Origin of the sequence: Kitasatospora sp. NPDC059803 (assembly GCF_042732255.1) — a bacterium.
In the GTDB taxonomy this organism is placed as follows: domain Bacteria; phylum Actinomycetota; class Actinomycetes; order Streptomycetales; family Streptomycetaceae; genus Kitasatospora.
Map to the genome: position 1 here is coordinate 1 of NZ_JBHWIJ010000036.1, position 12,558 is coordinate 12,558.

A 12,558-nucleotide genomic window follows, 5' to 3' on the forward strand; every position below is an offset into this window, starting at 1 on the left:
CGGCCCCCGCGCCGCGCCCGCCCCCCCCCACGCCGCCCGCGGCGCCGGCCCGCGCGCCGCCGCCGGGCGGGCCGGGGGGGGCGGGGGGGGGCCCCCCCCCGCCGCCGGTGATGTCCAGCACCGGGTGGATGGCGGGCACGGCGTGGGAGACGTTCCCCATGTCGGTGCACGCGAACGGCCCGCTCTCGACGGGCTCCGGCCGGCCGAGCGCCGCCGCGTTGGCCCGCCAGAGGGCGAGCAGGGCGGGGTCGGAGCGCATGTCCAGGTAGTCCGGTTCGGGCCGGTCGAGCGTCACCTCGCAGCCGGTGGCGAGCGCCCCGGCCCGGAAGCAGTCCTCGACCCGGGCGCGCAGCTGTGCGAGGTCCTCGGCCGCCGAGGCGCGGATCTCGTACTCCGCGCTCGCGCTGTCGGGGATCAGGTTGGGCGCGGTGCCGGCGGCCGTGGTGATGCCGTGCACCCGCCACTGCGGCGGCAGGTGCTGGCGCAGCAGCCCGAGGGCGACCTGGGCGACGGTGAGCGCGTCGGCGGCGTTGCGCCCCTGGTGCGGGTTGAGGCTCGGGTGGGCGGCGCGGCCGGTGTAGCGGACGGAGAGGGTGCCGAGCGCGAAGGAGCGGAAGTCGGCGACCTCGACCGGGCAGGGGTGCACCATCATCGCCGCGTCCACGCCGTCGAAGGCGCCCGCCTCCAGCAGCAGCGCCTTTCCGGCTCCGCGCTCTTCGGCGGGCGCGCCGATCACCCGTACGGTGAGCCCGAGTTGGTCGGCGTACGGGGCGAGGCCGAGTGCCGCGCCGAGGCCGGCGGCGGCGATCAGGTTGTGCCCGCAGGCGTGCCCGAGGCCGGGCAGCGCGTCGTACTCGCAGACGAGTGCGACGGTGACCGGCCCGCTGCCGAGGCTCGCGGTGAACGCGGTGTCCAGTCCGTGCGCGGGCGCGGTGACGGCGTAGCCGTGGGCGCGCAGGAGTTCGGCGCACCAGGCGGCCGCGCGGTGCTCCTCGAACGCGGTCTCGGGGTGGGCGTGGATGCGGTGGCTGAGCGCGAGCAGTTCCGCGCGGTGCGCGTGGACGCGTTCGCGGACGGCCTGTTTGGTCGCGGTCAGGGGCATGGGCGGCGCCTCCGTGATGTCAGGGCCCCCGCACTGGGGGGCCGTTGAGCAGATCATATGAAGTTAGATTAGGCTAACCTAACTAGGCGTTTCGTTCGCCGGACCCCGAGGAGCACCCCGAACCATGCCTGCCGTCGAAACCCAGGCCGTCGATGTCCCGCTGCTCGCCGCCCAGGCCGCCATCTGGTACGCGCAGTCACTCGACCCCGACAGCCCGGTCTACAACACCGGCGACGCCGTCGAGATCACCGGCCCGCTCGACGAGGCCCGGTTCGAGGACGCGCTGAGGCAGGCGGTCGACGAGGCCGAGGCGCTGAGCGCCGTCGTCGTCACCGGCCCGGACGGCACGCCCCGCCAGCAGCCGCGCCCCGGCCGCCGCTGGCCGCTGCACCACCTCGACCTGCGCGCCGCGCACGACCCGGCCGCCGAGGCCGAGGCCTGGATGCGCGCCGACCTCGCCCGCCCGGCCGACCTCGCCGAGGGCCCGCTGTTCACCCACGCGCTGATCCGCCTCGCCGACGACCGGTACCAGTGGTACCGGCGGATCCACCACCTCGCCGTCGACGCCTACGCGTTGAACCTCCTCGGCGAGCGCCTCGCCGAGCTGTACACCGCGCACACCACCGGCGCCGAGCCCGCCGCACGCCCGTTCGCCACCCTCGCCGAGGTCGCCGCCGAGGAGGCCGCCTACCGGGACGGCGAGGAGTACCCGGCCGACCGCGCCTACTGGGCCGACCGCCTGGCCGGCGCCGACACCCCGGCGACCCTGCCGGGCAGCCCGGCGCCCGCGCTGTCCGCAACCCCGGCCCAGGCCCCCCTGCGCCTCACCGCCGAACTGCCCGCCGGCACCCGCGACCGACTGGAGCGCGCCGCCGCCACCGCCCGCGCCACCTGGGCCGAACTGCTCCTCGCCGCCACCGCCGGCTACCTGCACCGCCTGGCCGGCACCGAGGACGTCGTGCTCGGCCTGCCGCTCGCCAACCGCCGCGGACCGGCCGCCCTGCGCACCCCCGTCGCCGCCGCCAACGTCCTCCCGCTGCGCCTGGCCGTCCGCCCCGCCGACAGCGCCGAGGCGCTGCTGCGCCGGGTGGTCCGCGAACTGCGCGCCGTCCGCCGCCACCAGCGCTACCCGCTGGAGGACCTGCGCCGCGACCTCGGGCTGACCGGCGAGCGGCGCGCCCTGTTCGGCCCGATGGTCAACATCAAGGCCTTCGAGGGCGATCTCGACCTGGCCGGCCTGCCCGGCGTCGTCCGCAACCTCGCCGCCGGGCCGGTCGACGACCTCGCCGTCGGCGTCTCGCCCGCCCCCGGCGGCGCGCTGCGCCTCGTCCTCGACGCCGACCCCGCCCGCCACGACGCCGCCTCGCTCGCCGCCCACCGTGACGGGCTGCTGCGCTACCTCGACGCCCTCACCGACCTGCTGCTCACCGCCCCGCAGACGCCCATCGCCCGGATCGACCTGCTCGACCCGGACGGCCTGCGCCGCGCCACCGCCGGCCGCGCGGAGCCGCCGCTCGACCGGACGCTGCCCGAGCTGTTCGCCGCGCAGGCCGCCCGCACCCCGGCCGCCGTCGCCGTCCGCAGCGGCAAAACCGCCCTCACCTTCGCCGAGTTGGACGCCGCCGCCAACCGCCTCGGCCACCGCCTGAACGCCCTCGGCGTGCGCGCCGGTGCGCCGGTCGCACTCGCCCTGCCGCGCGGCGTGGACACCCTGGTCGCGATGCTCGGCGTGCTCAAGGCCGGCGGCGCCTGCGTCTCCCTCGACCTCGCCCACCCCCGGCAGCGCCTGGCCGCCGTCCTGGACGACGCCCGCCCGGTCTGCGCGGTCGGCACCGCCGACGCCCTCACCCAACTGGACCTGCCGGCCGGCCTGCCCACCGTCCTGCCCGGGGACGCGGACGCCGAGCCCGCCACCGCGCCCCCGGCCCCCCGGCCCCACCACGCCGCCTACGTGCTGCACACCTCCGGCTCCACCGGCCGCCCCAAGGGCGTCGTCGTCACCCACGCCTCGCTGGCCAACCTGTACGCGGGCCACGGCGAGGACCACATCGCCCCGGCCGTGCGCCGCACCGGCCGCGAACGCCTGCGCGTCGCCCACAGCGCCTCGTTCGCCTTCGACGCCTCCTGGGACCCGGTGCTGTGGATGGTCCACGGCCACGAGCTGCACCTGCTCGACGACGCCACCTACCGCGACCCGGCCGCCCTGGCCGGCCACCTGCACCGGGAGCGCGTCGACTACCTCGACGTCACCCCCTCCTACCTCGAAGTCCTGCTCTCCGAAGGCATCCTGGACGAGGAGTGGCACCGCCCGGCGGTCATCGCGGTCGGCGGCGAAGCCACCCCGCCCGCCCTCTGGCAGCGCCTCACCGCCGCAGCCGGCCTGCACCCGATCGACCTCTACGGCCCGACCGAGACCACCGTCGACGCCTACGCCTGGACGCCCGGCCCCGACGGCGCCCCGGTCGGCCGGGTGGTGCGCGGCTCCCGCGCCTACGTCCTCGACGGCTCGCTGCGCCCCGCGCCCGACGGCGTCTCCGGCGAACTGTACGTCGCCGGGGCCTGCCTGGCCCGCGGCTACCTCGGCCGCCCCGACCTCACCGCCGAACGCTTCCTCGCCGACCCGTTCGGCCCGCCCGGCGACCGGATGTACCGCACCGGCGACCTCGCCCGCCGCCGACCGGACGGCACCCTGGAATTCCTCGGCCGCGCCGACGACCAGGTGAAGATCCGCGGCTTCCGGATCGAGCCCGGCGAGATCGCCGCCGTCCTCGCCGAACTGCCGGGCGTCGCCCAGGCCGTGGTGATCGCCCGCTCCGGTCCGCAGGGCAAGCGGCTGCTCGGGTACGTCGTCCCCGAGGCCGTTGCCGAGGCAGCTTCCGAGGCGCTTTCCGAGTCCGAGGCGGTTTCCGAGTCCGAGGCCGCCCCCGAGGCCGTCCCCGAGGCCATGTCGGAGGACGCCGCCGAACCCGCCCCCACCCCCCGCGTCGCCCTCGACCCGGCCGCGCTGCGGGCCGCGCTCGCCGCCCGGCTGCCCGGCCACATGGTCCCGGCCGCCGTCCTGGTCCTCGACGAACTGCCGCGCACCGCCCACGACAAGCTCGACCACCGCGCCCTGCCCGAACCCGCCGCCGCCGAGCCCGGCACGGCCCCGGCCACGCCGCAGGAGGAACTGGTCTGCGGGCTGTTCGCCGACGTCCTCGACCTGCCGCAGGCGCCCGGGCGGGACGCCTCCTTCTTCGACCTCGGCGGCCACTCGCTGCTGGCCGGCCGCCTCGCCGCCCGGCTGCGCGAGACCTTCGCCGCCGCCGTCGGGTTCGCCGACGTCTTCCGCCACCCGACCCCGGCCGCGCTCGCCGCGCTGCTCGACGCGCACCCCGGCGGCGAGCCCGAGGCCCGCCCCGCGCTGGTGCCCGTGCCGCGCACCGACCGGATGCCGCTGTCACCCGCCCAGCGCGGCCTGTGGTTCCTGCACCGGCTCCAGGGCCCCAGCCCCACCTACAACATCCCGCTCGCCCTCACCCTCACCGGCCCGCTCGACCGGGCCGCCCTCACCCTCGCCCTCGGCGACCTCGCCGCCCGGCACGAGGTGCTGCGCACGGTCTACGGCGAGGAGCCGGACGGTACGCCGTACCAGCGGGTGCTGCCCGCCGCGCCCGTCGAACTGCACGACGGCACCGAGCTCGCCGAAGCCGTCCGGCACGCCTTCGACCTCACCGGCCGGCCGCCGCTGCGCGCCACCCTGTTCACCCACGGCCCGGCCGAACACACCCTGCTCCTGCTGCTCCACCACATCGCGAGCGACGGCGCGTCCACCACCCCGCTGGTCCGCGACCTGTCCGCCGCCTACACCGCCGGGCTGGCCGGCCGCGCACCGGAACTCCCGGTGCCCGCCGTGCAGTTCGCGGACCACGCGGCCTGGCAGCGGCAGCTGCTCGGCACCTCCGAGGCGCCCAGCCCGCTCGCCGCGCGGCAGTCGGACTACTGGCGCACCGCCCTGGCCGGCCTGCCCGACCAGCTGGAACTGCCCACCGACCGCCCGCGCCCCGCCGTCGCCGGCCACCACGGCGCCACCGTGCCCTTCACCCTCGACGCCGAGGCGCACGCGGCCCTCGCCGTGCTCGCCCGGACCGCCGGCGGCACCGTCTTCATGGCCGTCCAGGCCGGACTCGCCGCCCTGCTCACCCGGCACGGCTGCGGCACCGACATCCCCGTCGGCACCCCGGTCGCCGGCCGCGACGACCCCGAGACCGCCGACCTGGTCGGCTACTTCGTCAACTCCGTGGTCCTGCGCACCGACACCTCGGGCGATCCGACCTTCCGCGAGCTGCTCGGCAAGGTCCGCGGCACCGTCCTCGCCGCCCACGAGCACGCCGACCTGCCCTTCGACCGCCTGGTCGAGGAGCTCAACCCGCCGCGCTCCCTCGCCCGCCACCCGCTGTTCCAGGTGATGCTCGCCTGGCAGAGCCGCCCCGACGAGCCCCACCCGCTGGGCGGCGGCCTCACCGCCCGGATCGCCGCCGTCCCCAGCGGCACCGCCAAGTTCGACCTCACCCTCAACGCGGGCGAGCTCCCCGACGGCGGCATCGGCGGCTTCCTGGAGTACCGCACCGACCTCTTCGACGCCGCCACCGTCGAAGGGCTCGCCACCCGCCTCGCCCGGCTGCTCACCGCCGCCGCCACCGCGCCCGACACCGCGATCGGCCGGCTCCCGCTGATCGGCGAGGAGGAACGGCTGCGCGCCCTCGTCGAGTGGAACGGCACCCCGCACACCTCGGCCCCGCACACCTCGGCCCCGGGCACCTCGGCCCCGGGCACCTCGGCCCCGGGCACCTCGACTCCGCACACCCCGGCCCCGGACGCCACCCTGGCCGAGCTGTTCGAGGCCGCGGCCGCCGCCAACCCGCAGGCCGTCGCCGTCAGTTGCGGTGACGAGCAGCTCGACTACACCGAACTCGCCGCCCGCGCCGACCGCCTGGCCCGACTGCTGGCCGCCAACGGCATCGGCCCCGGCACCATCGTCGCCCTCGCCCTGCCGCGCTCGCTCGAACTCGTCGTCGCCCTCCTCGCGGTGGCCAAGTCCGGCGCCGCCTACCTGCCGCTCGACCCCGACTACCCGGCCGACCGCCTCGCCTACATGTTGGCCGACGCCGCCCCCGCCGCCCTGCTCACCGACCGCGCCACCGCACCCCGGCTGCCCGCCCACCAGGTGCCCCAACTGCTCGTCGACGGACCGGAGTCGGCCGCCCACCCGGCCACCCCGCTGGCCCAGCACGAGCGCACCCGCCCGCTGCACGCCGAGGACACCGCCTACGTCATCTACACCTCCGGCTCCACCGGCCGGCCCAAGGGCGTGCCCGTCACCCACCACAACGTGGTCCGGCTGTTCCGCTCCACCGACCACTGGTTCGGCTTCGGCGCGGACGACGTCTGGACCCTCTTCCACTCCTACGCCTTCGACTTCTCCGTCTGGGAGTTGTGGGGAGCCCTGCTGCACGGCGGCCGCCTGGTCGTCGTCCCGCACCTGGTCAGCCGCGACCCGGCGGCCTTCCTCGACCTGCTCGCCCGCGAGCGCGTCACCGTGCTCAACCAGACCCCGTCCGCCTTCTACCAGCTCAGCGCCGCCGACCGGGACCGCCCCGGAACCGAACTCGCCCTGCGCTACGTGGTGTTCGGCGGCGAGGCGCTCGAACTGGCCCGGCTCGACGACTGGTACGCCCGCCACCCGGAGGACGCGCCCACCCTGGTCAACATGTACGGCATCACCGAGACCACCGTGCACGTCTCCTACATCGCCCTCGACCGGGCCACCGCCGCCGCCGGGAGCAGCAGCACCATCGGCGTCAACATCCCCGACCTGCGGGTCTACGTCCTGGACCAGCACCTCCAGCCCGTCCCGCCCGGCGTCACCGGCGAGATGTACGTCGCCGGGGCCGGCCTGGCCCGCGGCTACCTCGGCCGCCCCGACCTCACCGCCGGGCGCTTCGTCGCCGACCCGTACGCCGAACTGTTCGGCGAACGCGGCACCCGGATGTACCGATCCGGCGACCTCGCCCGCCGCCGCGCCGACGGCGTCCTGGAGTACTTCGGCCGCGCCGACCAGCAGGTGAAGCTGCGCGGCTTCCGGATCGAACTCGGCGAGATCGAGGCCGTGCTGGCCGCCCACCTGGGCGTCGCCGACGCCGCCGTGGTCGTCCGCGAGGACGCCCCGGGCGACAAGCGACTGGTCGGCTACGCGGTCACCACGGCGAGCCTCGAAGACCCGAGCGCCGCCGCCGCCGTCACCCCCGAGGACCTGCGCGCCCACACCGCCGTCGAACTGCCCGCCCACATGGTGCCCTCCGCCGTCGTCCTGCTGGACCGGCTGCCGCTCACCGCCAACGGCAAGCTCGACCGCCGCGCCCTGCCCGCCCCCGACGCACCCGCCACCGGCGCCGGACGCCCGCCGCGCACCCCGCGCGAACAGCAGCTGTGCGAACTCTTCGCCGAGGTGCTGGGCGTCGCGGCGGTCGGCGTCGACGACGACTTCTTCGCCCTCGGCGGCCACTCGCTGCTGGTCGTCCGCCTCGCCGGGCGGATCCGCGAACTGCTCGGCCTGGACGTCGGCATCGGCACCCTGTTCCAGTCGCCCACCGTCGCCGCCCTCGACGCGGCCCTGGCGGCCGGCTCGCAGAGCGCCGACGCGCTGGACGTCCTGCTCCCGCTGCGCCCCGCCGCGCCCGGACGCCGTACCCCGCTGTTCGCCGTCCACCCCGCCGGCGGCCTCAGCTGGTGCTACACCGGCCTGATCCGCCACCTGCCCGCCGACCAGCCGATCTACGGCCTCCAGGCCCAGGGCGTCGGCGCCGCCACGGCGGCCCGGCCCCTGCCGCAGACCCTGGACGAACTGGCCGCGCACTACGTCGACCGGCTGCGCGAGGTCCAGCCCGAGGGACCGTACCGGCTGCTCGGCTGGTCCACCGGCGGGATCATCGCGCACGCCGTCGCCGTCCGGCTCCAGGACCTCGGCCACGCCGTCGAACTGCTCGCGATCCTGGACGCCTACCCCGCCGAGGGCTTCCGCGACCTGCCCGTCCCCGACCAGGCCGAGGCGCTGGAGGCGCTGCTCACCATGGGCGGCTACGGCCCCGAGGACCTCGCCGGGCGGCCGCTCGAACTCGCCGCCGTCACCGAGCTGCTGCGCCGCGAGGGCAGCCCGCTCGCCGGGCTCGACGACGCCACCGTGGCCGCCCTCAACCGGATCTACCTCAACACCAACCACCTCGTCCGGGGCCACGACCACCGCCCCTTCGACGGCGACGTGCTGTTCTTCCGCGCCACCGTCGACACCATCGACGAGACCCTGGTGCCCGAACTCTGGACCCCGTACGTGTCCGGCCGCATCGACAACACCGACGTCGCCTGCTCGCACAAGGACATGACCCTGCCCGCCCCGATCGCGCACATCGCCCGCGTGATCACCGACCACCTGGAGAAGTCCTCCGATGAGTGACGCCCCCGCCAACCCCTTCGACGGTGACGGCGAGTTCCTCGCCCTCGTCAACGACCAGGGCCAGCACTCGCTCTGGCCGGCCTTCGCCGCCGTCCCGGCCGGCTGGAACGTCTCCCACGGCCCGTGCGAGCGCGCCGACGCCGTGCAGTGGATCACCGCCCACTGGACCGACCTGTGACCCCTCCGGCCGTCGAGGCCGCCCCGGCGCGCCCCCTGCTCGCGGGGCGCGCCGCGGTGGTCGTGGTCTACACCGCCGCGATGTGCATGAACGGCCTGGACTCGACCATCGTCAACCCCGCGCTGTTCACCATCGCCGAGGACTTCGGGCGGCCCGTCTCGGCCGCCAACGCCGTCGAGACGGCCTTCCTGGTCGGCCTCGCCGTCGGCCTGCCGGTGGCGGGCTGGCTCGGCGACCGGTTCGGCGTGAAACGGGTCTTCCTCGGCTCCCTGGCCGCGTTCACCCTCGCCTCCGCCCTGTGCGCCGCCGCGCCCGGCCTCGGCTCGCTCGCCGCCGCGCGGGCCGTCCAGGGCGTGGCCGGCGGGCTGCTCACCCCCGTCGGGATGACCCTGCTGTTCCGGGCCTTCGCCCCGCACGAGCGGGCCGGCCTGGGCCGGTTCCTGATCGTCCCGACCGCCCTGATGCCCGCCCTCGGCCCGCCGCTCGGCGGCCTCCTGACCGAACACCTCTCCTGGCACTGGCTGTTCCTGGTCAACGTGCCGATCGGGGTCGCGGCCGTCGTGACCGGGCTCATCGGCCTGCGCGCGGCGGACGAGCCCCCGGCCGGCCGCTTCGACACCACCGGCTTCCTGCTCGCCACCCCCGGCCTCGGGCTGCTCACCTACGCGCTCGGCTTCGGCCCGGCGCACGGCTGGTCCTCGCCCCCGGTGGCGCTCGGCGGCGTGGCCGGGCTCCTCCTGCTCGGCATCGCCGTGCGCCACCAACTCCGCGCCGCCGAACCACTGGTGGACCTGCGGCAGCTCGCCGACCGCACCTTCGGCACCGCCACCTGGCTGGCCCTGCTCACCTCGGCCGGCCTGATGGGCGCCCTGTTCGTCCTCCCGCTGCTCTACCAGGCCGCCCTCGGGGCCTCGGCCCTCGACGCAGGGCTGAGCGTCTTCCCCGAGGCGATCGGCCTGATGGCCGCCTCCCAGGTGGTCGACCGCCTGCTGCCCCGGTTCGGCCCCCGCCGCCTCGCGCTGCCCGCGCTGCTGCTCGCCGCCCTCGTCCTGGCCGCCCTCGGCTTCGCCGAGAACCCCTGGGCCGTCCGGGCGTTGATGTTCGCGGTCGGGCTCGTCCTGGGCACCGCCGTGCTCACCGTCCAGATCGCCGGCTTCGCCGACGTCCCCGGGCCCGCGATGGGCCGGGCCATGGGCCTGTTCACCATCGTCCGCACCCTCGGCGGCGCCCTCGGCATCGCCGCCACCGCCGCCCTCATCGGCGCCCTGGACACCGACGGCGGCTCACCCGGCCCCTACCGCCTCGCCCTCCTGCTCACCGCCGCCCTGGTCGCCGCCGGCACCCTCCTCACCACCCGCCTCCCCCGGGAGGCGCCGGCACCCTGAATCGGCTCCGGCTGCCGTACGGTGGCCGGAGCACTGGAGGAGAGTCCATGAACCCCGAGCGCTACCGTCTTCTCGAAGAGGCCCGGCGCAGTCTCCCAGACGGCTACAAGGTGGAGTTGTCCGGCGACATCATCGTCATGCAGGCGTCACCGTCGTCGGTCCACCAGCTGAACCTCGCGCTGGTCCAACGCCAGTTCGAGGCGCACTGCCCTCCCGGCTACTTCCCCACCGGGAACAGTGATCTCTCCTCACCCGAGGTCGGCTCCGTGCACAATCCCGACCTCACGTACCTGCCCGAGGACGTCATCGACCTGGCCGGCCACGACATCCCCGCCGAGCTGGCCCTGATCGCCGTCGAGATCGTCTCCCCGTCCAATCCCGAGAACGACTGGACGGGGAAGGTCCGCGACTACCCGCGCATGGGCTTCCCGCTCTATCTGATCGTGGACCCGCGGCAGCGGACGGCCACGCTGTTCTCCGAGCCGAACCACGACCGGTACCACACGAGGACCGAGCGGGAGTTCGGCGAGACGATCGGCGTTCCCGATCCGTTCGGCTTCGAACTGGACCTCGCGCGGCTCGTCCCGTACAAGGACTGATCGCCGAGCGCCTGACCGATGGGCTCAGGCGCTCGGCCAGAGGATCAGGTCGGGCAGGGCGTGCCGGCGCGGCCGGTCGCCGAGGTCGGCGAGTGCGGTGCGGATGGCCCGGAGGTGTCCGACGGTCAGTTCCAGGGGCGGCTCGTCGGGCTGGTGGGTCGTGCGGATGGGGTAGTCGACGCCGGGGGTGCGGGTCATCTCGATGTGGCAGCCGAGCAGATGCGTCACGGGGCGGCGTTCGGCGAAGTCGATCAGCCGGTCGACGGTGCGGGTGAAGGCCGGCCAGTCGTCGATGTAGAGGCGGCCCGGGTAGACGGTGTCGCCGGTGAGCAGCAGGCCCGTCCACGGGTCGTAGTAGGTGACGGCCGCCGGGTGGTGGCCCGGGGTGGCCAGGCATTCGAGCACCCGGCCGCCGCCGAGGTCCACCTGGGCGACGGCGTCCGGGTCCTGGTCGAAGCCGAAGTACGGCCAGGCCGTGGCCGGGTCGGCGCCGACCAGGGTCGTCGCGGGCCGGTCGGCGAACTGCCCGTCGCCCGCGACGTGGTCGCCGTGCGGGTGGGTGTGCAGGACGAGCAGCCCGTAGCCGTCGCGGGGGTTGTCGGCGAGCCACCGGTCGATGAGCCCGTCGACCACGGTGCGCAGCGGGAAGTACGCGGCGGAGGCGGTGGCCCCGGTGTCGATCAGGACGGCCCGCTCGCCCCCGAACAGCAGGAACAGGAACGGCGCCTCGTAGTTGACCGCCTTGTTCTGCCGCAGGATGACGGTGTGCTCGTCGTACGCGTGGACCTGGATGTCCGGGTCCGTGTTGTGCTTCGCGGACGGGGATCCGTGGATCCACCGCACGTCGAGCGGACGGGCGATCGGGGCACCGGCGGCCATGACGTCTCCCTGGGTGCGTCGTCTTGGCGGGCCGGGTACGGCGCACATCTCGTTCGGGGCGGTCACCGGCGCGCCGCCACCGGGACGCTAGCACGCCCCCGTCGCCGCGCGCCGGTCCGCCGGTCCGCCTGGTCCGCCGATTCGCCGGTCCGCCGGGAACCGTCAGGCACGCCCCAGCAGGTGCGCCAGCCCGTCCGCCAGCCCGCCGCGCCAACAGGCGTAGTCGTGGCCGCCGTTGAACTCGCGGTACGCGAGGTCGTAGCCGCGGGCGGTGAGGACGTCGCGCAGGTGGCGGTTCTGCGGGAGCAGCATCCACTCCTGGAGGCCGACCTCGACGTAGAACCGGGCCTCCCGCCGTTGCTCGCGGGCGAATTGGCGGGTCAGCCACTCACTGCCCTCGTCGAACTCCGTCTCGTCCGGCCACCAGAAGGAACCGGACTGGCAGAGCGCGCCGCCGAAGCGGTCGGGGCGCCGGAACGCGGCGAAGGCGGCGGTGAGGCCGCCCGCGCTCTGGCCGGCGATGACGGTGCCGGCCGGGTCGGTGGTGGTGCCGAACTCCGCTGCCGCCCAGGGGAGGAGGCGGTCGGCGAGGAGGTCGACGAAGGCCGGGTTGCAGCTGAGGTCGTCGGGGCGGCAGGGGCCCATGGTGTGGACGAGCAGGGCGACGGTGGGCGGGATGGCGCCGTCCGCCGCCAGGTTGTCGAGGGTGTCGCCGACCGACAGCACCTCGCCCCACATCTCGCCGTCCAGCAGCACGGCCACCGCGAACGGCCCGCCACCGGCGGACGCTCCGCCACCGGCGGGGAGGTGGACGTCCACCTGCCGCCCGGCCACCTCGGGGGCCCCCCGGGGCCCCCCCCGCCCGGGGCACCCCCCCCGGGGGGGGCCCGGCCCCCCGGGCGGCGGGGGGGGGGGCCGGGGGGGGG

General features: G+C 75.9%; 7 protein-coding genes and 1 riboswitch. Of the genes, 4 read left to right on the forward strand and 3 right to left on the reverse strand.

Annotated elements, in window-relative coordinates; all coding sequences use genetic code 11:
• A partial coding sequence (locus ACFV6I_RS08800) for an amidohydrolase (RefSeq protein ID WP_380424012.1) occupies positions 1 to 1,102 on the reverse strand: 1,102 nt, incomplete at its 3' end.
• 124 nt (positions 1,103 to 1,226) lie between these two features.
• Here ACFV6I_RS08800 and ACFV6I_RS08805 point away from each other — a divergent pair.
• The 4 genes from ACFV6I_RS08805 to ACFV6I_RS08820 are packed head-to-tail and all read left to right on the forward strand — an operon-like array spanning position 1,227 to position 10,753.
• Entirely contained in the window at positions 1,227 to 8,591 is a 7,365-nt protein-coding gene (locus ACFV6I_RS08805) for an amino acid adenylation domain-containing protein (RefSeq protein WP_380424013.1), read from the forward strand.
• Positions 8,584 to 8,769, forward strand: a complete 186-nt coding sequence (locus tag ACFV6I_RS08810) for an MbtH family protein (RefSeq protein ID WP_063349847.1) — start codon at positions 8,584 to 8,586, stop codon at positions 8,767 to 8,769. Before ACFV6I_RS08805 ends, ACFV6I_RS08810 begins: the two co-directional genes overlap by 8 nt.
• Entirely contained in the window at positions 8,766 to 10,154 is a 1,389-nt protein-coding gene (locus tag ACFV6I_RS08815) for a DHA2 family efflux MFS transporter permease subunit (RefSeq protein WP_380368960.1), read from the forward strand. Before ACFV6I_RS08810 ends, ACFV6I_RS08815 begins: the two co-directional genes overlap by 4 nt.
• A 47-nt stretch (positions 10,155 to 10,201) precedes the next feature.
• Positions 10,202 to 10,753: a Uma2 family endonuclease gene (locus tag ACFV6I_RS08820; RefSeq protein ID WP_380424014.1), complete on the forward strand. Its 552-nt coding sequence runs from the start codon at positions 10,202 to 10,204 to the stop codon at positions 10,751 to 10,753.
• Positions 10,754 to 10,777: 24 nt separating this feature from the next.
• On the opposite strand, the gene ACFV6I_RS08825 is transcribed toward ACFV6I_RS08820, so the two are convergent.
• Both ACFV6I_RS08825 and ACFV6I_RS08830 read right to left on the reverse strand, forming a co-directional pair.
• On the reverse strand, positions 10,778 to 11,632 hold the full coding sequence (locus ACFV6I_RS08825; RefSeq protein ID WP_380424015.1) for an MBL fold metallo-hydrolase: 855 nt from the start codon (positions 11,630 to 11,632) through the stop codon (positions 10,778 to 10,780).
• Between the two features lie 12 nt (positions 11,633 to 11,644).
• Positions 11,645 to 11,705, reverse strand: a riboswitch (guanidine-III (ykkC-III) riboswitch).
• An 89-nt stretch (positions 11,706 to 11,794) separates the two neighbouring features.
• A complete protein-coding gene (locus ACFV6I_RS08830) occupies positions 11,795 to 12,451 on the reverse strand; it encodes an alpha/beta hydrolase-fold protein (RefSeq protein WP_380424016.1) in 657 nt (218 codons plus the stop codon).
• Between the last annotated feature and the right edge of the window lie 107 nt (positions 12,452 to 12,558).